This window comes from Aquidulcibacter paucihalophilus, assembly GCF_002105465.1.
Classification (GTDB): Bacteria; Pseudomonadota; Alphaproteobacteria; order Caulobacterales; family Aquidulcibacteraceae; genus Aquidulcibacter; species Aquidulcibacter paucihalophilus.
Window position 1 is genome coordinate 34,574 of the sequence record NZ_NCSQ01000058.1, and the last position, 24,644, is coordinate 59,217.

At 54.2% G+C, this 24,644-nt stretch carries 19 protein-coding genes; 8 read left to right on the plus strand and 11 right to left on the minus strand.

Annotated features, from left to right (window positions below):
* Positions 1-84: 84 nt before the first annotated feature.
* Positions 85-1,845 (plus strand): signal peptide peptidase SppA, encoded by a 1,761-nt coding sequence (gene sppA / locus B7364_RS04725; protein ID WP_085338835.1) that lies wholly within the window; start codon positions 85-87, stop codon positions 1,843-1,845.
* Positions 1,846-1,857: 12 nt separating this feature from the next.
* Here the strand turns inward: sppA and B7364_RS04730 are convergent, their stop codons facing one another.
* The 3 genes from B7364_RS04730 to B7364_RS04740 form a co-directional block, all read right to left on the minus strand.
* On the minus strand, positions 1,858-3,105 hold the full coding sequence (locus B7364_RS04730) for an aspartyl/asparaginyl beta-hydroxylase domain-containing protein (protein ID WP_085338782.1): 1,248 nt from the start codon (positions 3,103-3,105) through the stop codon (positions 1,858-1,860).
* Positions 3,106-3,223: 118 nt separating this feature from the next.
* A complete protein-coding gene (locus B7364_RS04735; protein WP_198534037.1) occupies positions 3,224-6,226 on the minus strand; it encodes a TonB-dependent receptor domain-containing protein in 3,003 nt (1,000 codons plus the stop codon).
* A gap of 320 nt (positions 6,227-6,546) precedes the next feature.
* A complete protein-coding gene (locus B7364_RS04740; RefSeq protein WP_157893496.1) occupies positions 6,547-9,648 on the minus strand; it encodes a TonB-dependent receptor domain-containing protein in 3,102 nt (1,033 codons plus the stop codon).
* Positions 9,649-9,962: 314 nt separating this feature from the next.
* On the opposite strand from B7364_RS04740, the gene B7364_RS04745 reads away from it, so the two are divergent.
* Positions 9,963-12,020 carry an alpha/beta hydrolase family protein gene (locus tag B7364_RS04745; protein ID WP_157893497.1) on the plus strand — a complete coding sequence of 686 codons (2,058 nt, stop codon included), beginning with the start codon at positions 9,963-9,965 and terminating at the stop codon, positions 12,018-12,020.
* A gap of 77 nt (positions 12,021-12,097) precedes the next feature.
* Here the strand turns inward: B7364_RS04745 and B7364_RS04750 are convergent, their stop codons facing one another.
* Entirely contained in the window at positions 12,098-13,753 is a 1,656-nt protein-coding gene (locus B7364_RS04750; protein ID WP_085338785.1) for a peptide ABC transporter substrate-binding protein, read from the minus strand.
* Between the two features lie 117 nt (positions 13,754-13,870).
* On the opposite strand from B7364_RS04750, the gene B7364_RS04755 reads away from it, so the two are divergent.
* Entirely contained in the window at positions 13,871-14,461 is a 591-nt protein-coding gene (locus tag B7364_RS04755; RefSeq protein WP_085338786.1) for a hypothetical protein, read from the plus strand.
* A gap of 30 nt (positions 14,462-14,491) precedes the next feature.
* Here the strand turns inward: B7364_RS04755 and B7364_RS04760 are convergent, their stop codons facing one another.
* Both B7364_RS04760 and B7364_RS04765 read right to left on the minus strand, forming a co-directional pair.
* Positions 14,492-15,394 (minus strand): ABC transporter permease, encoded by a 903-nt coding sequence (locus B7364_RS04760; protein WP_085338787.1) that lies wholly within the window; start codon positions 15,392-15,394, stop codon positions 14,492-14,494.
* Positions 15,391-16,320 carry an ABC transporter permease gene (locus tag B7364_RS04765; protein WP_085338788.1) on the minus strand — a complete coding sequence of 310 codons (930 nt, stop codon included), beginning with the start codon at positions 16,318-16,320 and terminating at the stop codon, positions 15,391-15,393. The genes B7364_RS04760 and B7364_RS04765 overlap by 4 nt, the downstream gene beginning before the upstream one ends.
* Before the next feature lie 233 nt (positions 16,321-16,553).
* On the opposite strand from B7364_RS04765, the gene B7364_RS04770 reads away from it, so the two are divergent.
* The 3 genes from B7364_RS04770 (at position 16,554) to B7364_RS04780 (ending at position 18,999) form a co-directional block, all read left to right on the plus strand.
* A complete protein-coding gene (locus B7364_RS04770; protein WP_085338789.1) occupies positions 16,554-16,985 on the plus strand; it encodes a TIGR01244 family sulfur transferase in 432 nt (143 codons plus the stop codon).
* Between the two features lie 107 nt (positions 16,986-17,092).
* The gene (locus B7364_RS04775; protein ID WP_198534038.1) at positions 17,093-18,100 is read left to right on the plus strand and encodes a hypothetical protein; all 1,008 of its coding nucleotides are present in this window, start codon (positions 17,093-17,095) and stop codon (positions 18,098-18,100) included.
* Positions 18,100-18,999 (plus strand): MBL fold metallo-hydrolase, encoded by a 900-nt coding sequence (locus B7364_RS04780; protein ID WP_085338790.1) that lies wholly within the window; start codon positions 18,100-18,102, stop codon positions 18,997-18,999. The genes B7364_RS04775 and B7364_RS04780 overlap by 1 nt, the downstream gene beginning before the upstream one ends.
* A 5-nt stretch (positions 19,000-19,004) precedes the next feature.
* On the opposite strand, the gene B7364_RS04785 is transcribed toward B7364_RS04780, so the two are convergent.
* From B7364_RS04785 to B7364_RS04795, 3 genes are all read right to left on the minus strand, one after another.
* Positions 19,005-19,466 carry a hypothetical protein gene (locus tag B7364_RS04785; RefSeq protein ID WP_085338791.1) on the minus strand — a complete coding sequence of 154 codons (462 nt, stop codon included), beginning with the start codon at positions 19,464-19,466 and terminating at the stop codon, positions 19,005-19,007.
* 73 nt (positions 19,467-19,539) lie between these two features.
* Positions 19,540-20,352, minus strand: a complete 813-nt coding sequence (locus B7364_RS04790) for a DUF1499 domain-containing protein (protein WP_085338792.1) — start codon at positions 20,350-20,352, stop codon at positions 19,540-19,542.
* 127 nt (positions 20,353-20,479) lie between these two features.
* Positions 20,480-22,114, minus strand: coding sequence for a long-chain-fatty-acid--CoA ligase (locus B7364_RS04795; RefSeq protein WP_085338793.1), 1,635 nt, complete (start codon positions 22,112-22,114; stop codon positions 20,480-20,482).
* 346 nt (positions 22,115-22,460) lie between these two features.
* Here B7364_RS04795 and B7364_RS04800 point away from each other — a divergent pair, with 346 nt between their 5' ends.
* Together B7364_RS04800 and B7364_RS04805 are read left to right on the plus strand one after the other, a co-directional pair.
* Positions 22,461-22,772, plus strand: a complete 312-nt coding sequence (locus B7364_RS04800; RefSeq protein ID WP_085338794.1) for a hypothetical protein — start codon at positions 22,461-22,463, stop codon at positions 22,770-22,772.
* A complete protein-coding gene (locus B7364_RS04805; RefSeq protein WP_085338795.1) occupies positions 22,773-23,051 on the plus strand; it encodes a hypothetical protein in 279 nt (92 codons plus the stop codon). It begins immediately after the preceding gene.
* 14 nt (positions 23,052-23,065) lie between these two features.
* Here the strand turns inward: B7364_RS04805 and B7364_RS04810 are convergent, their stop codons facing one another.
* Both B7364_RS04810 and pdxH read right to left on the minus strand, forming a co-directional pair.
* On the minus strand, positions 23,066-23,926 hold the full coding sequence (locus B7364_RS04810) for an SDR family NAD(P)-dependent oxidoreductase (RefSeq protein ID WP_198534039.1): 861 nt from the start codon (positions 23,924-23,926) through the stop codon (positions 23,066-23,068).
* A gap of 37 nt (positions 23,927-23,963) precedes the next feature.
* Positions 23,964-24,632 (minus strand): pyridoxamine 5'-phosphate oxidase, encoded by a 669-nt coding sequence (gene pdxH / locus B7364_RS04815; protein ID WP_085338796.1) that lies wholly within the window; start codon positions 24,630-24,632, stop codon positions 23,964-23,966.
* Between the last annotated feature and the right edge of the window lie 12 nt (positions 24,633-24,644).

Here is a 24,644-nt window from a genome sequence, read left to right on the forward strand (position 1 = left end):
AATTTCCTATATCACAACGGGTGATAAGCGTGCCTACCAGACCTATCTCTTAATCGAGAAGTCGCAGGCGCGATGGAGGACAGGGTGAAGCAATTTTTTATTACGATCGCAGGCGTCTTTTTGGGCCTCGTCTTATTCTTTATCCTGATCCCAATCATGCTGATCGCCTCAGCCGTCGGCTCTAGTGCCCCGGTTACGCCATCTCATACGGTTTTAAGCCTTGATCTGCGCGAGCCCATAAGAGACGTGCCAGCCACCAGCCCGTTTGCAGGGTTTGCCGGCGGTAATTCGGTTGTTGAAATCGTCCGGAAGCTGCAGGCGGCTGAAACAGATAATAACGTCAAAGGCTTATTCGTGCGCGCGAGCGAAGGTGGATTGGCCCCTGCCCATGCTGAAGAAATTCGCCAAGCCATGCTCGACTTTAAAGCAACCGGCAAATTTGTGGTCGTACACGCTCAGGGCTTCGAAAATCCGACGCTTTCCAACTATGTCGCCGTATCCGCTGCCAGCGAGATGTGGATGCAAGGCACCACCGATTTTGCAGCCACAGGCATTGTTGCCGAAACCATGTTTTTGGGCGGATTCATGGAGAAGTTCGGGATACTGCCGCAGTTTGAGCAATTCAAAGAATATAAGAATGCGGTCAATACCTACACCGAAAAGACCTTTAATGCGCCACATCGCGAAGCCACAACGGCGATGTTGGGCAGCATTTATAACGCATTCTTGGCCTCAACCGCCTTTGATCGCAAAATCCCTGTAGAAGGAATGAAGGCGGCACTCGATCAGGCCCCCTTATCCGCAGAGGCCGCTTTGCAAGCCAAGTTGATAGACAAAATCGGTCAACCCGAAGACGCGATGGAGGCCGCCCTTGCTCGTGCTGGTGGCCGCAACAGGGCTGAGTTTGTTGACCTCGCCAGTTATCAATTGCCCCTCGAATCGGGTCCTGTAATCGCCTTGGTTGGTGGTGAAGGCGCCATTGTGACTGGGGAACGAAGCGGCGATCCGTTTGCACAGGAAAGCAGCATCACCAGCGACGATTTCGCCGCTGCCATTCGCGACGCAACCGATGATGCCTCGGTAAAGGCTATTGTATTCCGCGTGTCCTCGCCCGGTGGTTCCCCCAGCGCATCAGACCAAATTTGGGCAGCCATTGAGCGGGCAAAGCAGGCCGGCAAGCCGGTGGTGGTGTCGATGGGGGCCTATGCAGCCTCAGGCGGCTATTATGTTTCCACGGGGGCTGATGCGATTCTGGCGATGCCATCGACCATTACGGGCTCAATTGGCGTGTTTAATGGCAAGTTTGTCATCAATGAGGCGCTCAATCGTTATACCGGTGCCAATATCGCATCCATTCAGGCTGGGGGTGATTTCGCAAACGCCTATTCGTCCGCGACACCCTATACCAATAGCCAGAAAGCTGCCATGAATGCTGCGGTGACACGCATCTATGACGACTTTACGGGCAAAGTTGCAGCCGGTCGGAAACTTCCTCTGTCGCGCGTACAAGAGATTGCAAAAGGACGGGTTTGGACCGGGAATGAAGCCAAAGACCTTGGCCTTGTCGATCAAATTGGGGGCTTACGTACCGCGATCTTGAAAGCCAAGGCCTTGGCGCAGATTGAAGCGAAAGAAAGCATCACCTTGAGGACCTATCCCAGCGTCGAAGATCCTCTAACAGCCTTTAGTCGGGCCTTTGGTGCAAGTGCCGAAAATGCCAAGGTTATGGCCCGCGCCGCCACAGTGATTGGCACGTTAGCTGGTGATGAACGTCTATCGCAGATTTTGAATGAGGCCTCTCAAGCCAGAGGCCCCAGCATGCATGAGCCAGTTCGGGTACATTGACACCTCAGTCAGCTATTCCACAGCGAATTGCCGCGCGGCTTCGGTCAAAGTCTGAACGAGAGCCCGCTCTTCTTTCGAGAGAAGCGGGTTCCAGACGTCGAAGATCAATACAACGCGCAATTCATCGCTGTCATTGCGCGCCATATGTTCGAGCGTATCGTCAAAGATCAGCACTTTGCCCACTTCCCAGCGTCTTTGCTCAAAGCCGACGCGATAGACGCACTTGTCTGGGACGACCAAGGGCAAATGCACCACGAGACGGGCATTTGTTTCACCATGGTGGGGCGGAATCTCAGTATGGGGTGCAAGGGCTGAGAACATCGCATTCGGGCAAAGCCCGCCAATCTCAGCCATCTCCACATGTTCCAAGGCCGCTGCCGTCTTGGGGCAGGCTGCGAGATTAGCCTCATCGCGGACGCCACCGCGCCACAGCGAAAGACTGCTCCAACGTTGCGAGTGATTGAGTTCCGCCCACTGGTTCACAGGGTCGCCGGGTTGATAAGCGATATAGGGCTGGAAGGCCTCTTGTTGGCTCTGCAACGCGGCCTTTAGCTCCTCAGTGATGGCCTCCGTTTGCGCTTCCAAGACAGCAACCCACTTAAAATCCTTGGGATCATAGAAGGGAATTGCGGGAAGGCGTGGAACATGAAGCTGGTTGCAATCTGAGTGATAGGGCTTGGTTTGGCCCGACATAATCGAAATGGCCTCCTGCCATTGTCCAGAGAGCCGCCCTGCCCCGCCAACAGCCTCTAGCAAGGTGATGGCATAGGCTTCTTGATAGTCCCGCACCAGTTTGGCTGCCCGGGCTAAGCTTGGTGCCAGGCTGGATGGCCAATGTGCTTCAGGCGGCGCAATCTTCAAGACATTGCGATAGGTAACAGCGGCCAGCTTTAAGCGGCCTTGGCGCTCATATAATGCCCCTTTTGCCAAAAGAGCAGGATAGAAATAAGCGTCTGCCGCCAAGGCAAGCTGTAGCGCTGCAAACTCTCCCTCAACCTGGCCGAGCTCGCGGCGGGCGTTGGCCAACATCAAGGCAATCATCGGATCTTGTGGGATTAGGGTGCAAGCCCGCGCCAACGCATGTTCTGCTTCGAGAAATGCACCGCGTTGAAAAGCATGAATACCCAAACGATGCAGCGCTAAACCATGGTCTGGGGCCGCTTTGGCGACCTCGCCCCACAAACGTTCTGCCTCCGCCCAGTGCCCATCGCCAGCGGCCTTTTCGGCTTGCGCCACCCAAGCATCAATTTGTGCGGTCATCTACATTCCCCTCCCCGCTTTATGAAACCATCACAGAGGCGAAGCAAGCTCAGGCAATGCAAACAAAAACGGCGGGCCCCGAGGGACCCGCCGCCATGTTTCAATCTGAAAAATCAGATCAGAACTTCACATTGACGCCAAGCGCATACACGCGGCCCAAAGTGTCGTAGTTCGATGGGAAGGTGTTCCCCGAGTTGTACGAAGTCGTACCGGTTTCGTTACCGATGATTGGTGGATCTTCGTCGAACACGTTAGCAACCGAAGCGGTCAACGAAATCGCGCTGTTCACGTCCCAAGACGCTGACAGGTCGATGTAGTTGTAAGCTTTGATTTTTTCGAATTCGTCGAAAATGCCAGCTTTCAAAGCTTCTTCAAGCTTGATTTCGCTGGAATGACGCCAGTTGTAGGACAATTGGAAGTCACCAACAGACCATGTGGTACGCTGTACCGAACGGAACTGGTGGGTTGGATCGCAGCTCGAGCCATAGAAACCATTGCAATCAATGATGTCCGAAGTTGGCGTCGTGCGGGATTCGTTCTTGGTGTAGTAGTTCGCATTGTAGGAAATGCGGATCGAACCCCACTTGCTGTCGAGACCCAAGGACTCGAGGTCGAAGCCGGTGTTGATACCCAATTCATAACCAGAGGCTTGGCGATAATCCAAGTTAGTTGTTAGCAATTTGATACCTGCACCTGGCGTTGCCAAGTCGCCGTTGATACGGACGATCAACGAACAGAACGATTGCTGACCATTCTTATAGCAGCCATCGAGCACTTCTTGAGGTTGGCCGAGACCAATCGTGTCCGTGATCTTGATGTCATAATAGTCAAGGGTCACAGCGGTGTTCTTCAAGAAGCCACCGAGGTCAGGACGCCAAACGAAACCGACGGTCAGCGTGTCACCTTCTTCTGGTTTCGGTGGACGGGTTGGATCAGAACCTTCAAAGGTACCGATCTGGCCGGCCACGATGTCTTGAACGGTCCAAACTGCGCTTGGTGCTTGGCCGGTGGCTTCGCACAAGGCGCGCAAAGCTGCAGTACGTTCTGCAACTGGTTGAGCGATCGAGCAGGGATCGCGACCAGAGTTTTGCAGACCGGTGACGAATGGCGAGAACAACTCACCAACGTTAGGCGCACGAGCGGCCTTTTGCTTCATGGCGCGGAAACGGAACCGATCGTTCAGAGCCCAATCCAAACCGGCTTTCCAGGTCGTGTTCTGACCGGTCAGCGAGTACTCTGCCAAACGATAGCCGAGTTCGAGGTTCAACGACTCAAACAATGGCTTGTCCGAAACCAAAGGCACACCAATTTCGGTGAAGACTTCGTTGACGTTGTAACCACCAGCGACTGGCAAGGTGTTTCCACCAGCACCACCCAAGCAGCTGGTTGGCGCGAGCTTCAAGCACTCGTCTGGGGTCGTCTTACCGGTTTCGTTGCGATATTCGTAGCCGAGAACAAAGCTAACTGGAGATTCTGCCATTGGGCTTTGGAAGCCATGCAGCGGACCACCAACCGACACGTTTGCAATGCTCTGCGTGTAGTTTTGTTGCTCAAGAGCTGTACCCGAAGAATAGGCTGCCATGGCTGGGGTGATTGAGCCGAAGCCACCGAACAGGTTGATGGGGACGCAGGTCGAATCGCCATTGGCGCACAACGTGGTGCTGGTTGCATTCAGAGCATTCTGAATGTTGGCAACGTTGGTGTAGCCAGCCGACACGTTGGTACGGTCTGCTTGACCCATTTGGACCGACGCATCCCAAGTCCAGTCAGGCAAATACTCGCCGAGGTCACCCTTCAAGCCCAAGAGGAATTGGAAGGTGTTGTTGTCATAGGTGGTCGAACGCTCGCCAAATTCAACGGTACGGCGACGGATAGAGAGCTGCAGCTGGTCAGCCTCGTCAACCACGCCGTTGTTGTTGACATCGATCCAGCGGCCGGTTGTGACGCCAGGTGCCACCGCTGGCGTGGTGCCAACAGCAGGCGAACCGGTACGGAACAAGTTGGCTTCTGCGATGATTTTGGCGCGGGCCTGTGCCGACAAGAATGGGTTGTTCAGAGGAACCATAAACAGGTTACCGAACACGCCCGATGGTGCGATCTGCTGACGAACGTTGGTGGCAGCAAAGGTTGCACGGCCATAGGCTTCAACGTGATCGTTGATGTCATAGCGCGCAATTGCGGTCGCCGAATAACGCTCTTGTGGAGTTTGGTAGTAGTTATAGGGGTTGAAGTTGAAGCGCGAGCAGTTCGCACCCAAAGTACCATTGTCCAAGAACTGGCCGCCGCCACCCATGTAGGTGATGCGGGTTGGAATACCCGTGGTCGAACCACCGCCGGCGGAGTCGGCATAAACGTTTGGACCACCGCAACCAGCAGCTGCGGCTGGCAAGGAGCCTGCGCGGCCTGCGCCGGTCGAGGATGAAACACCCACCAAGCCGAATGGACGCATAGCCAAGGTAACAGCGTCACGTTGAGTCCAGTTCAAGGACAAAGCCACGTTGCCGCGACCATCGTCCAGATTGGCACCCATAGCAACCGAAGCGGTTACGATTTGGCCGTCATTGTCGCCGGTGATCGAACGCTTCAAATCGACTTCAATACCTTCGAAATCCTTCTTCAACACGAAGTTCACAACGCCCGACATAGCGTCCGAACCATACACAGTCGAAGCACCACCGGTCAGAATGTCCACGCGCTCCAACATCGCTTGTGGCACGGTTGAAATGTCAACGATACCATCGATGTTGTAGGGGGTCATACGCTTACCGTCCATCAGGACGAGGTTGCGTTCAGCGCCGAGGCCACGCATGTTGACCGAGGTCACACCAGCGGTACCGTTGTTGACGTTTTCACCGTCGCCTGGGATCGTCGAAGGCAGCGAACGAAGCAGCTTTTCAGCTTCTGCGACCTGGTTCAGCTGGAGCTCAGCACCACCAATCGACGTAATCGGGCTGGCCGATTGCACGCCGGGTGTCGAAATCCGAGTACCGGTGACGACCACAACTTCAGCCGCCTTCTCCTCAGTAGCAGCCGCCGTTTGAGCGAATGCTGGCGCTGCGAAGCCGAGGCCTGCAACAATAGTGCTCGCGAGCAAGAGCTCGCGGGTCATCGAAATTTTCATATTGGAACCTCCATTTGTCCCCTGCCCGGTTGCTTTATGACTCAGCTTTTTCAGGCAATAGGACGAGAGTTAACCAGCACATTACAAGTCGTCAACGCTTCAATGACAGGTAAATGACGGTGTGTCCGCAAATTGTTGCTAAAGTGTCTCACTTCGCCGAGGGCTCGGGCAAGAATGCCTAAAGCACAGCCAGTCACACGAAATTATTTACCTCAAACTCGGGAAAACTGTCATAAAACCCCGGGAAACATCGGGCTCATTAACGAAAAAAGGCGGCCCCGAAAGGCCGCCTTCTCTCATTCTGACAATCAATCCGACGATTAGAAGCGACGGATGATGGTTGCGTTGTACGAACGGCCGAACTGGTCGTACTGCGAGGTCAAGGCCGAGTTGCCCAAACGCGCGAAGAACACAGCCGTCGAAATTGCTGGTGGCGCTTCGTCGAATATGTTGCGCACACCGCCAACAATGGTCCAATTGTCCGAACGATAACGGACGCTGAGACCATGGGTGATAGTGGTTTCGGTCTTGGTCTTGTAGAGAACCGAACCGATCCCATTGAACGAAAAACGCGACCCTGGTGCAGCCACGACTGGGTTTACACCGTTGTTAAAGCGGGTTTCGTTCGACTGACCGATAGCATCGATATTCCAGCTATAGGTCCAGTCTTTGCGCTCAAAGCGGATTTGAGCTTGACCGACATAGATGGGTTCACCGATGTCGCCAGCTTGCTCCAGCAATTCCGTGTCTGAGAACAGACCGGTCTTGTTGGACAAGGTCCAGCGGTGCGCGGTGTCGATCACCAGATCGCCGAAGGCAAAGTCCTTACGATACACTGCCTTCAAGTCGATACCTTCAACTTGCGTCACGTTGATGTTCACATAATCGTTCGAGACCGTCAAAATCTGCCGGAAGCGAGACGAGTTTGGGTTGGTGTCGCGCGTGAACAACCGGCAGAATTGGTCAGCCCGAGATTGGTCAACCGCGGCAAAGCAAGAGCGAACAATGTTCCCGGCACCGAACTGGGCAACCTGATCGGTTACCTCAATTTGCCAATAGTCCACACGCAAATTCAAATCGATCTTCGACGGGGTATAGACAAAACTGAAGATGTCCGAGCGGGATTCTTCTTCCTTCAGCGTACCTGCCCCACCACCCGTGAAGATGGTTGCCGACTGGCTGCTGCCGTTGGTGGCACCATTGTAATCACCGGGGATGCCGGCGGCCAAGCAACGTGCCTTCAAGATCAAATTGTTACTGTTGTCGTGGTTGATACAGGGATCAATCGAGGTCTGACCCAAGAAGCCAGTTTGATCGCCCAAGAAGAGTTCGAACAAAGCAGGTGCGCGGTAGGAGGTACCTGAAATTGCTACCAACGCAAATTCTGGCGTGATTTTCCAGTTGGCCGTGGCTTTCCAGGTCGTATTTGAATCATAGGAGTCATAATTGGTGAAGCGATAGGCCAAATTGACTTCAAGATCTTCTACCAATGGCTTCTTCGACATGAGAGGTGCCGAAAGCTCCGTATAGACTTCCGTTACGGTGTCTTCGCCCTTGGTGATACCGGCACTTGTCGTCAGCGCCACATTGCCGCGCAGGGTTTCAGCCCCAGGGACGTCATTGATACTATAAGTTCGATAGTGGGCCCCAAGAACAAGCTTTACGGCGTCAGAGGCACCTGGAACTTGGAACACATCACCAGAAACATTGGCTTCAACCACCGTTTGTTCGTAGACAGTTTTCCCAGTGTTTGCATTGTTGAAGAGGTAATTGAATTCTTCGGCCGTATACTCGCCGCGCAAAACCCGTGGGTCGAAGAAATTGATCGGCAAACAGGTGCCGCCCGACAAAGCTGGCGTGGGGCAACTGACAGCACCTGTGGCCGGGTTACGCGTTGCGTTGCTGCTTGCGGTCAAGCGATCCGAAAGAATCGTTGTGCCGGAATATAGCCCTTCACCGCTGCTGGTTTGTGCGTAAACCTCCCAGTTGCCATTCTTGAAGAAACCGGCCAAGCCATTCCCCGTTTGCCCCTTGATGCCACCGATGATTTGCCAAGTCTCCACGGTTTGCTCGCTATTGGCGGGGCGGGCGATAACCGGCTGAACATTCACCCCAAATGGGTTAAAGGCATTGGTGGCTGGGATGGTGAAGAACAATTGTGCTGCAAACTTCTGGCTCGACTCACGCTTGGCATAGAGCGCTTCACCATAAACCTCCACGCCGCCCAGAATGTCCAAGTCCCGTGCCGCAGTGGCGTAGAAATTGGTGCGCTTGGATGGCGAGATAATGTCGGTATCGGTTTGGAAGGGGTGTTCAAAATCAAGCTGGTTGCCGACCGGTGCACCAATCGCCCCGAATTGGGGATTGAACAGGCGACGGAAACCCGGGAGCGTCAAGATAACTTGCTGGCTCGCACAGGTGACGGTCGCCCCAGCTGACGTCAAACATAGGGTCGAGCTACCGGGAATTGGGCGCACGGACGGGTTGAGACCAACCGTACGGGCGACAACACTGGAGTCAGCTTTCCACGTGCCACCCATCAATTGCACACCATTAACAACTGTCGAACTGTTTCCTATTGGTGAGAGCCAATTATATTGTTGACCAATCCCATAGCACTTAGGCTGGCCAGTTGCGGGGTCGATAAAGTCGGCGCGTTGGCCGGTTGCTGCATCGAACACATAGTCTTGTTGGCAATAATCACGGTCGCCGTACTTCAAGGCCTTTTGCTCAAAGTAGCTGCCGCTGACCATCACGTTCCAGCGGTCGGCGGTCTTGCCCCACAAAGCGCCAACGGTGAATTGCTCACCAGCGCCTGCTTCGGTCAAGTTGCCCGAAGCGGTTGCTTCAAAGCCGTTGACGTTGCGACGAACGATGGCGTTGACAACACCGCCCACAGCGTCCGAACCGTAAATTGGCGAAGCGCCCTCGTTGAGAATTTCATAGCGGCTGATTGCCAAGTTAGGAATGGTTTGCAGGTCGACTGCACCCACCTGACCGCGCACACCTGATGGGGGCAAACGGCGGCCGTTCAACAAAACGAGGGTGCGCTGAGCGCCCAAGCTGTTCAAACCAACGGTTTGGATCCCTGGGCCACCTTCCACGATGAAACCCGAGAAGAAGTTGTTGATCTGACCCGAACCCGCAGCAGCGGTAGACCCTTGCAGGATTTCAGCTGCATCAATGGTACCCGACAACACGGCGTTATCGTTTGTAATCACCGTCAAAGGCGACGCTGTATTAAACGTATCGCGACGGATGCGCGAACCAGTTACCACGATGGTTTCAGCTGCTTTGGCAGGTGTCGCAGCAGGAGCTGGTGCGGCAGCTGGCGCGGTTTGAGCGCTGGCAACGGCTGGGATGAAGGTCAGTGCGGTCAACGCGGTTGCGCCGATCAAGGAAGCACGAACGGATATTTTCAAGGTATTCCCCCTTAAGTAACCAAAATCCACTACGCAACCCTCAGGTAATCCGAGGAGAAAAATTGCGGATTCTGCATTGAGGGCTGTAGAGCGCGAACGAAAAAAGGTTGCAAGGACTCTTCCTGCCCAAACACCACATGTTCATCACTTGTGAAAAATTTGTAACATGTTTGCCACACTCTTGTGCATTGCAGGTGTTCGCTGTTACTCAGGTTGCCCTTTACACCGGAGCGTATAAATACCTGCCAAGGCTGCGCTCCTGTTGCCGCCGCAATCATGTCTCGAAAGCACGACTTTCCATGGGGTCATCACATATGTTCGCAAAACGACTTGCACTTCTTGTATCAACTGCGATCTGCGTCGCTGCTGCCGCCACTAGCACGGTGCAAGCGCAAAACTTTAAGCCTACTGGCCCTGCTCTCCCCGTTGACGTGATGTCTCGGGACTGGGGTGTTTGGAGTGCTCGAATCAGCCCAGACGGAAAGCACATTGCCGCATTAGCCGGGATTCCCGGGCAAAATCCTGTAATTCGCGTCTGGTCGACCGACGACATGAGCAAAACCCCAACCCAATTTGGTTCCAAAACCATGCGGTTCACGGGCTTTCAATTCATGAACAATTCGAAGCTCTTGGTATTTGCCAATCAACCGGTCGCCGCTGGGGCCAATTCGGATTGGTATAGTCGGGCAGCTATTGCCAATCTCGATGGTTCTTCCTTTTTAGACATTTCGAATGAAGAAGCCGCAACTACGCGCGATGACGATTTCATTATCGGATACTCGCTGTTTAATCGGCTGCCGAAAGAAGAAAATGTTGTCTTGATGGAAATCCAAAGGATTTCCGGCTCCGAAATTGTTCGGCTTAATCTGAATACCGGTCGCAAGGACCGCTTCGCGCGAACAGGCGATAATGAGGAATTCCTGTGGTCTGATAGCGATGGCAACATCAAACTTAAAGGCGAGCTTAAGGCCGCCAATGGTGTCTACACCTATCACTTCTTCTTTCGCGAAAATAATCAAGCACCTTGGCGCGAGCTAACCGGTATTCGCTATAATCTGAATGCCCGATTTGATTTACGCCCGGTGCATATCTCCAACGATAACAAATCCATATATGTTATCACCAATAGAGATTCGAACTTCAGCGTGCTTGCGAAATATGATCTTGAAACCAACACCTTAGGACCTCCAATTGTCCAAAACACAGAGTTTGACATATCGTCGGCAAGTTTCGGTACCGCTTCGGACGAAGATGCACTGACCCAAGACCCCTTGCGCAGCTTTTGCTGGGCTGGGCCGTCGACAGAATGCAATTATCTCGATCCCATCGACACGCGGATTCACGCCTTGCTGGAGCGCGCGCTCCCTGACACCATCATCTCCTTTAATTCCCGCAACGGCGGGGCAAATGTTCTCGTCCGAGCCACGGCACCAAATGTGCCCGATACCTATTATCTGCTGAAAAACGAGCGACAACTGATCAAAATTGGTTCGTTGCTAGAAGGGTGGGATCGCAAGAATTTAGGCCCTGCGGAATGGGTAACTTACCCCGCCCGCGATGGCTTCCAAATCCCCGGTATCTTGTACTTGCCACCCGGCTACAAGAAGGAGCGTGATGGCCGCCTTCCCCTGGTGGTCATGCCGCACGGTGGTCCATGGGCCCGCGACGACATGGACTTTGACATAAGTTATTGGAGTCAGATGTTTGCGACCCGCGGCTTTGCCGTACTGCTCCCCCAATATCGCGGCTCAACCGATTTGGGCAAAGCGTTGTGGAAGGGCGGCGACAAGCAATGGGGTGCCTTGATGCAGGATGACAAGGACGATGGCGCTAAATGGCTTGTCGACCAAGGCATCGCTGATCCAAACCGCATGATGATGTACGGCTATTCCTATGGCGGGTTTGCAGCCGCGGCCGCAGCGACACGCTCTGGGGGCCGATCAGCGGGCTTATGGCAATGCGCGATTTCCGGGGCGCCCGCCATCGATCTTGAACGTATATCCAACGACTGGGGTGAAAACAGGCTTGCGCGAACACTCCAAGGCGTCACGGTCGCAGGCTTTGACCCCATGGATCACCTCGACCAGGTTAAAATTCCCTGGCTGATTTTCCATGGCGATTATGATCGACAGGCCGACACCATCCATTCGCGCACAACCGCTGCGCGCATGCGTCAAGTCAACCCAAATGCGAATTTCCGCTACGTGGAAATCCCCCGAATGGCCCATACTTTGGGTGAAATGACACCGCAACATCGCACCCAATTCCTCAGCCTGATCCTTGAATGGATGAGCACGAATTGCGGCAATATCTCCCAAACCTTCAAGGAGCCGGGCTTGAAGACGACGCTGACTAAGCGGGCCTCAAAATAGCGGCATTGAATGGCCAAGAACAAAGCCCGGCAGGATCACCTGCCGGGCTTTTTTATGCTTGAAACGCGTGAGGCGCGTTAGGACTTTGGCGCGGTACCGGACTTTTGTGCATCGGTGGTGCACAGATAGCGGGCGCGGTGGATATCGACCGCATTATCGACCCAGCCTGTGACCCGAGGGCTGACCAGATTGCGGTTAGTCAAGAACCACATTGGCATAAAGCCATTTTCTTTCAACACAATGGCTTCAGCCTGCTTCATCAGAGCCGCACGCTTTTGCGTGTCTTTCTCGACATCGGCAGCATCCATAAGTCGGTCGAACTCTGGATTGCTATATTTGCCATAATTGAGCTGATCGGTGCTGGTTTGGAACAGATAGACGAAGTTTTTGGCATCATTGAAGTCAGAGATCCAACCGGCATCGCCCAATTCAAAATCACCAGTGCGTAGCTTTTCATAATTGATCTGGGTTTCGGCACCCAAAATCTCAACCTGTACCCAGGGGGCAATCTTTGCCCAATTTTGTTGCACAACAGGTGCCACGCGCGGATTATCGCCAGAGTTGCGGAAGCTGAATGTGAACTTCAATGGCTTATTGGGCCCATAGCCGGCCTCTTCCAACAACTTCTTAGCGCGGGCCAAGCGGGTCTCCATGCTTTGGCCTTTAAAGTCCGTCGTCATGGCACCGGTCTGATAGTCGGCAATTCCCGGTGGCACGAGGCTATAAGCGGGCTGTTGGCCGGCCTTCAGGATTTCCTTCGTGATGAATTCGCGGTCGGCCGTCATCGAGATAGCGGCTCGGACGCGGGCATCATTAAAGGGTGCCTTGCGCATATTGAAGATATAATAGGTCAGGCCCGTATAGCCATGAATGCGGGCATAGCCGGGCAAATTCTTATTGATCTCTTCCAAGCGAGAGCCCGAGAAATTGGTGTTGATATCAAGGTCACCTGTGCGGACTTTGCGTTCGGCCGCATTGTCATCCGGGGTTGGATAGAAGAAGAGCTGATCTAAGCAGACATTGGCATTGTCGTAATAATTGGTGTTGCGCACGAGATGCACAAAATCGTTGGGCTTCCACTGCTGCAACTTATAGGGACCATTACCAACGAAGTTTTCCGCCTTAATCCAGTCCTTCCCGACCTTTTCCACGACATGTTTGGGAATGGGGAATGACGTGTAATGGGTCAGAAGTCCGGGCAGATAGGGCGCCGGATGCTCAAGCGTGACTTCCAAGGTTTTTGCATCAATCGCCCGCACGCCCAATTGGGTTACATCTTTGATGCGGCCATCATAGATTTTCTCGGCATTTTTGATGACATAAAGGATCGAGGCATATTTGGCTGGCGGGGTGGTGGTCATGATCCGCTGCCAGGCAAATACAAAGTCATCTGCCGTGACGGGCTGGCCGTCTGACCATTTGGCATCACGCAGTTTAAAGGTCCAGACTAAGCCATCGGGGCTGGTTGACCATTCAGTCGCCATACCAGGAATTGGGCGGCCTTGGGGATCTTCGGTGGTGAGGCCCTGCAGCATGTCACCAATGATCCGGTTTTCCCACGTGCCTGAAGCCTGATGGGGATCGAGAGACAAGGGTTCCGCACCATTACCAATATGCAGGGTTCGGGCCTTGTCTGCGGCCGCGTCGCCCCCGCCGCCACCACAAGAAACCAAACCTAAACTCAGCACCAAAGCAGTTGTTGCAGCGGCCAAAGAACGGCGTGTGATTTTCATTTCGTTGTCTCTCCCGATCGGGTTAGTGTGGGACTTCTATAGCGCGCGCGCTCGCATATACTATGCAAACAGGCAGTCGGACATCGCCCTTGTTACGATTTGTGAAGGTAACGTGAAATGAACAAAATCAGTACCACGCTCATTGCAGTAGGTTTCATCACATTTAGTGCAGCTGCTTTGGCTCAATCCAACCAGACTCCCGCAAATGCAGGTGTTTCACCGCTGGAACCCATCTATGCTTGCGCCAACAAAACCGACCCCACGGAGCGTCTGGCCTGCTATGATGCTGCCGTGGCAAGCGTTCGTGCCAAAGAGGCAAAGTCCGAAATTGTGACGTTTGACAAACAACGGGTCGAAAAGGTTCGCCGCGAAGCCTTTGGCTTCTCCCTCCCCTCGCTCCCAAAACTGGGCTTCCCCGCCTTTGGCGGCGGATCGAAGGGAGAAGGCAAAGAGCAAAACGGCCCAACCGCTGCAGCTACTGAAGAGATTGAAGAGCAGAGCTTTACGGTCGTCAGTACCCGAGAGTCCGCGGGCCGTGTGGTCATTACGTTAGAGAATGGACAAGTTTGGCGTTTGGTAGAGGCCGGCGAGCTCAACGCACCCAAACGGCCGCCCTATAACGTCAAGATCCGCACCGCTGCGATGGGCTCCTTCATCCTGACCGTTGAAGGTCGCAATAAAGGCTATCGCGTTCGCCGCGTTGAATAAGGTGGGCCTGGCCGAGCGGCGGGGCCTGGATTAGCGGTCGCGCGGATCAATCGCGTCGCGCAGACCATCACCAATGAAGTTGAAGCAGAACAACGTGATCATCATAGTCGTGGCAGGGAAGATCAACAGCCACGGCGCGATTTCCATTTCGCGCGCGCCGATTGAGATCAAGTTACCAAGGCTGGTCATCGGCTCTTGCACGCCAAGACCCAAGAAGCTCAAAAAGCTTTCGGTCAGGATGACGGCAGGAATGGTCAAAGTTACATAAACCACGACAGGGCCAAGAACATTAGGCACGATGTGGCGGGTTACGATATTGGCACTGGTCACCCCAGCAGCCTCAGCGGCTTCAACAAATTCCTTCTTACGCAACGAGATCGTTTGGCCGCGCACAATCCGCGCCATCGTCAGCCATTCCACCGCGCCAATCGCGACGAAAATCAAAATCAGATTGCGGCCAAACACCACCATCAAGATGATGACAAAGAAGATGAACGGCAGCGCATAGAGCACATCAACGATGCGCATCATGATCTGATCCACGCGCCCCCCAATATAGCCAGCCGTAGCCCCCCAAATCACCCCGATCAACAGCGAAACCCCGGTTGCGACTAAGCCAACCGCCAACGACATGCGCAGCCCGTATAACAAGCGTACAAATAAATCTCGGCCCTGCGGGTCAGTCCCGAAAATGTGCAAATTCTCCCACGTTGGGGCCTCAAGTACGCGATCATTATAGATGGTCTCGTAATCATGCGGCCAGAAGAATGGACCAAAGATTGCCATCAAGGTCAAAAAGCCCAAGACAATCATGCTGCCGACAGCGGCCTTGTTACGGAACAAGCGACGACGCGCATCATCCCACAACGAGCGTCCTTTGACAGCGGCTTCTAAAAGCTCAGCCTTTTCTTGGGGTGTGGTCAGAAGTGTCACTCGTATTTAACTTTCGGGTCCAAGAGGCCATATGCGAGATCGGCCAGAAGATTAAGCAGAATGATGAGGCCAGCATAGAGCACGACAACTGCCATCACCACAGGGTAATCGCGTTGCAAAGCGCTGGTGACGAAGTTTTTGCCAATGCCGGGCAGTTGAAACACCGTCTCCACGACGACAGAACCCGTAATCAAGCCTGCGCATGCAGGGCCCAAATAGGAGACAAGTGGTAATAATGCGGCGCGCAGCGCGTGTTTGGCGAGGACTTGTGATTCCGGCAGGCCCTTTGCGCGGGCAGTGCGAACGAAATTGGACCGCAACACTTCAACCGCACTGGAACGCACCAAGCGCGAAATAATGGCGATTTGCGCCAACGACAGGGTGACAACCGGCAAGAGCAAGGTTTCAAAAGTCATTTTGCCGAGATCTAGGCCTGCAGTTGGGAGCCAGCCGAGATAGACCCCAAACACCAAGGACAGAATGGGCCCGGTTACCAGTGAAGGAATACAAATGCCGGCCATGGCGATCGCCATGATGGAATAATCAGGCAGGCTATTCTGCTTCAAAGCAGCAAACAGGCCCATCGGCACGCCAACAAAGGTCGCCAACAATAAGGCAGCCAAACCAATGGTCATCGAAACGGGGAAGCCCGAACCAATGATCTCGCTAACCGTCTGGTCCTTGTAAATCAGCGAAGGACCCAAGTCGAAGGTCGCCAGCCCCTTCAGATAGTCAAAAAACTGTATGTAGAGCGGCTTGTCAAAGCCGTAAAACGACATGAGTTGCGCCCGAATTTCAGGCGATAGCGCGCGCTCGGTATCAAAGGGGCTGCCAGGGGCCAAACGCATCATAAAAAAAGCCACCGCTATGATGACCAGCATGGTGGGAATAGCCACCATCAGGCGTCGCATCGTATAGGCTAACATGGCGTTTTTGGTCCTTTTGAAGCTTGTATGGACCAGCCAGTAGTGGCGTGGGGTCCGCCAAACAGCAATTGATGATGGTTGCCAGATTGTCAACGGAGGATGCCAGCATCCATTCTGACAAGAGCTTGATTGAGAAGGAAACTAAGGCCCCCTGCCCCATGATCTGATTTCAGACTATCGGCGCTAGACCGCGCCAAAGGCATCGGCTATGGCCAATGACAAAGGAGAGCGTCATGAGCCCGTTCCGCACAATCACCCCAGATTTCTCAGCTTCCCCGCAAATCAGCGTGGCTGACGTTGCTCAAGCCGCTCGCGATGGCTTTACCGCAATTATTTGTAATCGGCCCGATCATGAGGATGGCGGCCAGATTGAGGCGGCCCAAATTGCAAAGGCCTGCGCAGAACACGGCCTATCCTTCACCCATATCCCCATCTCCGGCGGCATCCCGGAAGAAGCCGTACCGCTGATGCGGGAAGCTTTGGCAGCTAGCTCTGGGCCCGTCCTCGCCTATTGTCGCAGCGGGACGCGCTCGACCAATCTGTGGGCGTTAGCGGAAGCCAGTGCAGGGCGGACGCCGGAAGAACTCGTCGAGGCCGGGGCACGCGGTGGCTATGATTTAAGGGGCTTAATGCCCCTCCTGCGATCTCTGTCACAAACCCGCTAGACGTTTTTCAGGTCAGCTGCAGCCTCATTCGACAGCGGTGTAACCGCTGTAACAAGAGGGGCGTATCCTGATGCCAAGACCCTGTCACAATTTGAGCGGATGGTTACGTGTATGAAGTCGAATCGCTTAAGGCTGAAGCGTGTTCAGTCTCTGCACCGTCTCTGTCTGCCAAAGGCCTGTTTATCTTGACAAATCTCTTGCGTGATTTTGAGTGGAGTTGGACCGGCGTCACCGTGCGCAAAACTGGTGCGCGTGTGCCATTTGATGCCGCACATTTGAGTGAGATTTTCCACTGGTGTGTTTATTTCGTTCGCGTTGTGCTCAGTCCGCGGCCAAAGGACGGCCCGCTGATTGGATTTGCTCCTGATCCCGCGCGACCCTGGTATTTGATTTGGCCGAGCCTGTATTTAACAGGCGGTCGGGCCGCTCAGCCCGGGGAGACGCCTCATGTCTGGATGCATTTTGAAGACAAAACCCACAGCGAACCCGTCGCTTTGCCCAATGATGGTGTCGCGCGCTGGAACTTCGATGCCCATGATCTAAGCAAATCACGCGTGGCGGCGGCCTTTGAAGAAGCTTTTGGCTACAGCTTAGCGCTAGACCCGCGCCAGCACGAGGGATTTGCCGTTGAAAAGGGTGAAGCAAATGGCGTTCATGATGGGCGTATCGTCACGCTACCGTGCGAGCCAAAGCCCGGCAAAGTCTATCAGAAGCTGATTGATAATCGCGGCGACGACGGCTTGATGGAGGATTTACGGACCCCTACCGTCAATGGCCAACCCGCTTTGGTCTATATCAAGCGCCGGCCCGAACAGGTCCGCTTCTCCAATGACAATAGCCAGTGCTGGTTACGCAGCGTGGATGAGATTTTCTCACCCGATGAGATCGCGTCCATCAAGCACTTTTGTAAGCTTTTGCGCTTGGATTGGGGCGGGCTGGACATTTTGCGCGACCGAACCAGTGGCTTGATCTATATCGTGGATGCGAATCGCACCGACATGGGCCCGCCAATCGCGCTACCCCTATCAGATAAACTAAAGAGCACTTGTATTCTGGCGTCCGCCTTGAAACTAAGCTGCGAGAAGGTCCGGTTGCGTGCTGGTGGAGGCATATAATGGCTGTTGCGATTCCTTTTGTCCGCGACTTCAAATTTGAGTATGGACGTGTCGAACAGGTGAGCCCGCTTATCCGGCGGGTGATTGCCAATAATCCGGGACCTTTCACGTTTACGGGGACAGGCGTTTATATCATCGGCCATGGTGATGTTTGTGTCCTTGATCCAGGTCCCGATTTAGCCGACCATTTTGAAGCATTGAAACAAGCGTTGGAAGGCGAGACGATCAGCCATGTCCTTGTCACGCATTCGCATATGGATCACAGCCCTTTAGCTCACCCCTTAGCACGATGGGCAGGATGTTCGGTCCTGGCATCAGGGGAGGTCCCCTTGCCGACCGAGTCTGAAGTTCGACTTGAGGCGGGCGACGATACGCGCTTCCGGCCCGATTCCGCGCTGCATGACGGCACCTTGATCGAAGGCGATGGCTGGACGATTGAGGCGATTGCGACACCAGGGCATACCTCAGGCCATATGTGCTATGCCTTGCTTGAAGAAAATTGCCTCTTCTCTGGCGACCATATTATGGGTTGGTCGACGACGGTCATCAGCCCACCCGATGGCGATATGGATGCCTATCTGACGAGCCTCGAAAAAATTGCGGCACGTCAATTTGCCACCATTTGGCCCACGCACGGGCCGCCAATCACGGATCCTGGCCCATTTGTCGCGGCCTATCGCGACCACCGTCTTGATCGGGAAGATCAAATCCTGGCCTGCTTAGCTTCTGGCCAAAACAAGGTCAAAGATATGGTGCCGGTCATGTATGCTGCAGTCGACCAAAGACTCTGGCCAGCGGCCTGCCACTCGGTCATGGCGCATATAAGCCGTTTGGTCAAAATCGGCCGCGTCACCTGCGACGGTGCCCCCTCGATGGAGTCCAGCTTCCATTTAGCCTGATTGGCCTAGAAATTGGGAATCGTGCGCTTTTCGCCGTTGGGATGGACAATCACCAAGGTTTGGCGGTCATATTCCAAATTGGCCTGAAGTTCGCGCAAATGGTCTTCTTCACCCGCCAAGATGTTGGTATAGCGCCATTTTACACCGTCGTGGAAGACCACATAGCCGCAAACCTTGGTTTCGCATTCTGGCTTTTTAATTAATTCGCTATAGCCAGCGACCAAGGGCGGGCTACGCTCATCAAAGCTCTGCGCCCGCACTCTAAATCCCCATACAACGACGACATCCACGGGACGGTCTGATGCCGATGCGCTGGCAGATGCACCCGCTACAGGTACTTCGGATGCTTCGCCTGCCTTAGCGGCTGCAGTGGTCGCTTTGCTCGCTGTCGCTGCAAAGCTGGTTGTCGCTGCGCCACAGGCTGCCGCAGCAATCAAAGATGCACAAAGAACAGAAGTGAGTTTCATAGTTTCGGTGATCTCACCAAGCGGAAAAGGAGTCAATTACCGATGTGTAATTTGGAGACAAACTGCACCCGAATTACCCCTTCACGGCCGCCAACAAAGCCTGAATGCGTTTAGCATTGGCACCTAAATCGGAAATGCCAACCCGGCTGACAGAGCGCATATCGATAGAAGAGCCGGCACCATCGGGGGTCACGACCAGAACCACATCATCCTTAAAGCCGAACCAAAAGCTCTCGACGCTTGCCTCAAGCCGGAGCTTGGCGGGATCTTGTGTCACCAGTGTCCAACCCTTGGCCTTCATGGCAGCCTCTGCCTTTTTATAGGCTTCTGCGGATGGGGTGGTGGCAAGTTTAAGCGTTTGGACCGCGGGATAGGCTTCGGCCTGAATCTGATCCAAGGACCGGCCAGACCAAGGCGAAAGACGGGCCTTATTGAAAGGCACGGTTGCATCCTTGGGGGCCATAATCGGATTGGATTTTGGCCCGCGTGCTGCCATCACTTTGTCAGAAAAAGTCAAGGGATTGGCGGTGTTGGTTGAGATGTCATGAATAGGCGGCACGGCGCGCGCCGCAGAAATTGCAGAAAACGCCATGCCCGCGGCACCCAGCGCAACCACCCACATAAAGCCTAAAGCGGCAAAGCCGGCACGGGGTTTAATGAAGACAACCAAGAGGCTGGTGATAAAGGTCAAGACGATCAGAATGCCAATCAGCGGCACGCCCATGCCGCCAATCATCTTCACTAGGCCAATGGTCCAAGGCCAGAGACCAAATTTGGTGCCAAGGGCTGCCACCATAAACCAGATGGGCACGAAAATGGCCAAGGCCACGCCAATCATCAAAACGATGTTGCGGGCTTTTGCAAAACGGGATTGCGCCTCAGCCATTTTATCCTCCTACAGGCAGCGGGGCCGCCGAGACGGCGACCTATCCCACCCACGTTAGAGTGCCCCTGATCCGAGGTAAAGGTAGGAAGGGCCAGAACCCCCGTGGTTCTGACCCTTCTGGCTGTGCTTAGGAAGCCTTTGCGGTGGGCAGATCGTAATTGGCGAAGGTTTCGCGCAAAGCCAATTTGTTGATCTTGCCGGTTGCGCCCAATGGGATGGCCTCCACAAATTGGACGTCGTCGGGCATCCACCATTTGGCGATTTTGCCATCAAGATAGGCGAGGACCTCTTCCTTGCTGGGGGACGCCCCTTTGGCTGGCTCGATAATCAAAAGCGGACGCTCATCCCACTTGGGGTGATACTTGCCGATGACGGCAGCAACCGCAACGCCAGGGGCCCCAACGGCAACGTTTTCAACATCGATGGAGCTGATCCATTCGCCGCCCGACTTGATCACGTCTTTCGCGCGGTCGGTAATCTGCATGAAACCCGCTTGATCAATTGTGGCCACATCGCCGGTATCAAAGAACCCATCCTGATCGAGGATATTGCCGCCCTCGCCTTTGAAATAGCCTGCCGCAATGGCAGCACCGCGCACCACCAGATTGCCGAAGGTCTCTCCATCGCGCGGGGCCTCAACACCATCACGCATGATCTTGATTTCAACACCAAATGGCGGACGGCCTTGCTTCAGCTTGGTCTTGATCTTTTCATCATGGGTCATACCGTCGGAATCGGGGCCGAGCGAGCCCAATGTGCCGAGTGGCGAGGTCTCGGTCATGCCCCAAGCATGCAACACTTCGACACCATATTTTTCTTCAAACAGACGCATGATGCGCTCTGGCACGGCCGAACCGCCGATGGCGACTTTCTTTAAGGTCGTGAGTTTGGAATTAGTGGCTTCCAAATGTTGCAGCAACATCATCCAAACGGTTGGGACGGCTGCCGAGAAAGTCACGCTTTCGGTTTCCAGCAATTCATAAATGGACGCACCGTCCATTTTAGCGCCTGGCATCACCATCTTGGCGCCCGCAGCCGGAGCCGACAACGCCACACCCCACGCATTGGCGTGGAACATCGGCACCACGGGCAAGATCACGTCGCGGGCACCCAGGCCCATCACGTCCTTCTGCATGGTTAAAAGCGTGTGCAATACATTGGAGCGGTGCGAATAGAGGACGCCCTTTGGATTGCCCGTCGTACCCGAAGTGTAGCAGAGGCCGGCAGCAGTATTTTCGTCAAACCCGCCCCATTTGGCTTCCACGCTATGGCCTTCAATCCAGGTTTCATAGTCGATTGCACCCTTTAGAGTGCAGGCAGGCATATGATCCTTATCGGTCAGGACGACATAGCGCGTCACAGGGCTCAACTTATCCTTCAGGGCCTCGAGAATGGGCAGGAAGGTCAAGTCGGTGAAGATGATCTTATCTTCGGCGTGATTGACGATATAGACCAATTGCTCCGGGAATAGGCGTGGGTTCAAAGTGTGCAGCACAACGCCCAAGCCCATGGCGCCATACCAAATTTCCATGTGGCGGCCAGAGTTCCACGCCAAAGTCGCAACCCGGTCGCCCAACTTAATCCCTTCAGCCAGCAATGCATTGGAGACTTTTTTTGCGCGGGTATTAATCTCTCCATAAGTCGTGCGAACGATTGGCCCCTCGACTGAGCGCGTCACAACCTCACGGCGGCCATGATTGATCGCGGCATGATCCATAATCTTATCGACGGTCAGTGGCCAATTTTGCATTAAACCGAGCATAATTTTCTCCCAAATTTTTGGCTCGCCGAAAGGCGGCAGGTGCGCCGGCCAGTTGCGGTAAATGGCCGATTTTGGCCCTTCCTAAGGCTTGAAGCGCCCACGTCAACTAGCCAAGGGCCAGCGCATCATCACAAGGCTGTTGATTAAGGTATGTCGGCACCAGTGCGGTACATTTTCGGTTTACAGACGAACAAATTTCATGCTTATTTAAGATATGTATCCCACAAAACCACGCATCTTGTATGTTTGATCAAATTAGCCTTGACCTTTCGGCTGCAAAGCGCAGACTAAAAAAGCGTGAAAGCGGTTGAGGTTGGTGCAGAGCCAAGGATTTGAGAAACGTCTCATGAGCGACGAGATTAAACTTCATGTTATCGCCTACCAAGAGGCAGACGTATGGCTGGCCCAAGGGGTTGAATATGATATTCTCGCACGTGCAGACTCTTTTGATCTGCTGCCGCAAGCTTTTTCAGACGCTGTGGCCAAAACCATCGCAATCGGTGCAGCCTTGGATCGCGCACCTTTGGACGGAATCAAGCCTGCGCCAGATAAATTCAAGGCTATGCTGCGCGCCTCAATCCCTGTCCAAGCGAAGGACCCTGTGCTTATTGGCAAAACTGCCCCTCCTTTGGATATTACATTCGCCAAAGTTGCCTAGATGGCGGCCCATCCATTTGGGAGTGGCCATCTTCCGACCTGGGCAGACGTCATCGCCCTCTTCATCCAAATGGGATGCAGCGAGAGACTGCTTCCCGGCTCACTGGTGGATGAAACTGGCGCAGACAAGCCCGTGCGCTTCCTCTTCAATTCAGAGAACAAAACTTTCGCGTCAATCGAGAATTATGGCGATCAGACCAAGATCACACGCTCTGAAATTGAATTTCTGGAGCGCACCTTAGACATCACAATTCCCAAATCCCCCAAATGGGGCCTTTGATGTGCCTACCCTGCCTAAGGCAGAAGCGATAGGTTTTTGCCCACGACGCGGTCAACCATGCGCGGAGGTAGGAAGCGGGCAAGCCACCAATTCACAAGCTTATTGGGAACAGGCGCGTAGCGGGTTTTGGGCTTGGATGTCGTGAGTGCCTCTTCCACCAAATTGGCAACCACGCTGACGTCAAGGCCTTCTTGGTCCATGGCGGCCAAGGATTGGGTCAAGCGCTCGAGAGGCTTACCCCAAATCGTGTCACGATATTTATTGCCCCCGACTGCTGCCCCCTTCTCCCATATCGGCGTCTTGACTGCACCTGGGCCTACCACAATCACATCAATACCAACCAACAAAAGCTCCCGCCGGAGGCTGTCAGAGAAGCCTTCAACGGCGTGTTTGGCGGCCACATACGCGGCAGTGAATGGATAGCCGAATTTGCCCGAGACCGATGTGATATTCACGATCCGACCCTTGGGCCCGGTCCGGCTTGGGTCAGCGCCCAAAAGTGGCGCAAAGACACGGCAACAGCGGACCACACCCATGAAATTAATATTCATCACTTGCTCGATCTCGTCCAAGGGCTGGATCAAGGCAGGCCCCGGCAGCGCGATCCCGGCATTGTTCACAAGACCTGCGAGCGTGCGACCTGCGAGTGCATCACCAATGGTCTGCGCGGCAGCTTCAATGGCATCGAGGTCCGAGACATCAAACAGCACAGCTTGGCCATTGGCACCAAAAGCAGCATTTAGGGCCTCGGCGTCGGCCTGTTTACGAACTGAGGCAAATACATAATGGCCTTGGGCCACCAGCCGGTCAGCAATTGCCCTACCAATGCCGGTCGAAGCCCCTGTGACCAGAAAGGCCATTTGATCTGCACGCATGATTGAAACTCTCTGAAACGAAAAAGGGTTGATCGCTCTACGGATAAAGCTTGGAAGTGGACCATGTTGCCGAAGCATCGGCCCGCATAAACTCTAACCGATCATGCAAGCGAAATGGACGGTCGCGCCAGAACTCAATCCGTGTGGGCACCAGGCGAAAGCCTGACCAAAAGTCCGGACGGGGGACTTCACCAATGCCGAACTTCAAGGCGTAGCTCGCCACTCTCTTCTCCAATGCAAAGCGGTCTTCTAAGGGACGCGATTGCGTACTCGCCCAAGCGCCAATGCGGCTATCGCGGGCGCGTGAGGCAAAATAGGCGTCGGCCTCTTCTTGGCTGACCGAAGTAATCGCGCCCCGGACGCGCACTTGCCGACGTAGGCTTTTCCAATGAAAGCAGAGCGCGGCTTGGGGATTCTCAGCCAATTGCTGGCCCTTGTAGCTTTCCAGATTGGTATAAAAAACAAACCCTTGTTGGTCAAAATCCTTCAAAAGCACCATGCGCACATCCGGCAGACCCGTCGTGTCCGACGTTGCCAATGCCATCGCATTGGGATCATTTATCTCCGTTTCCTTGGCCTCTTTCAGCCATGTACCAAACAGCTCGAATGGGTCAGAACCAGGGTCAAGCACAGGCACGCTATCCACAGCCGCGGCTTGATATTCGGCCTCAGACGGGGTCGGGGGGATCAGGGTGTTGGAGGTCATCCATGCTATGTA

Bases quoted from the DNA above. Each gene is read 5' to 3' on its own strand.
- B7364_RS04730 (WP_085338782.1), bottom strand. From the start codon at position 3,105: ATGACCGCACAAATTGATGCTTGGGTGGCGCAAGCCGAAAAGGCCGCT.
- B7364_RS04735 (WP_198534037.1), bottom strand. From the start codon at position 6,226: ATGAAAATTTCGATGACCCGCGAGCTCTTGCTCGCGAGCACTATTGTT.
- B7364_RS04745 (WP_157893497.1), top strand. From the start codon at position 9,963: ATGTTCGCAAAACGACTTGCACTTCTTGTATCAACTGCGATCTGCGTC.
- B7364_RS04750 (WP_085338785.1), bottom strand. From the start codon at position 13,753: ATGAAAATCACACGCCGTTCTTTGGCCGCTGCAACAACTGCTTTGGTG.
- B7364_RS04755 (WP_085338786.1), top strand. From the start codon at position 13,871: ATGAACAAAATCAGTACCACGCTCATTGCAGTAGGTTTCATCACATTT.
- B7364_RS04765 (WP_085338788.1), bottom strand. From the start codon at position 16,320: ATGTTAGCCTATACGATGCGACGCCTGATGGTGGCTATTCCCACCATG.
- B7364_RS04770 (WP_085338789.1), top strand. From the start codon at position 16,554: ATGAGCCCGTTCCGCACAATCACCCCAGATTTCTCAGCTTCCCCGCAA.
- B7364_RS04780 (WP_085338790.1), top strand. From the start codon at position 18,100: ATGGCTGTTGCGATTCCTTTTGTCCGCGACTTCAAATTTGAGTATGGA.
- B7364_RS04785 (WP_085338791.1), bottom strand. From the start codon at position 19,466: ATGAAACTCACTTCTGTTCTTTGTGCATCTTTGATTGCTGCGGCAGCC.
- B7364_RS04790 (WP_085338792.1), bottom strand. From the start codon at position 20,352: ATGGCTGAGGCGCAATCCCGTTTTGCAAAAGCCCGCAACATCGTTTTG.
- B7364_RS04795 (WP_085338793.1), bottom strand. From the start codon at position 22,114: ATGCTCGGTTTAATGCAAAATTGGCCACTGACCGTCGATAAGATTATG.
- B7364_RS04800 (WP_085338794.1), top strand. From the start codon at position 22,461: ATGAGCGACGAGATTAAACTTCATGTTATCGCCTACCAAGAGGCAGAC.
- B7364_RS04805 (WP_085338795.1), top strand. From the start codon at position 22,773: ATGGCGGCCCATCCATTTGGGAGTGGCCATCTTCCGACCTGGGCAGAC.
- B7364_RS04810 (WP_198534039.1), bottom strand. From the start codon at position 23,926: ATGCGTGCAGATCAAATGGCCTTTCTGGTCACAGGGGCTTCGACCGGC.
- pdxH (WP_085338796.1), bottom strand. From the start codon at position 24,632: ATGACCTCCAACACCCTGATCCCCCCGACCCCGTCTGAGGCCGAATAT.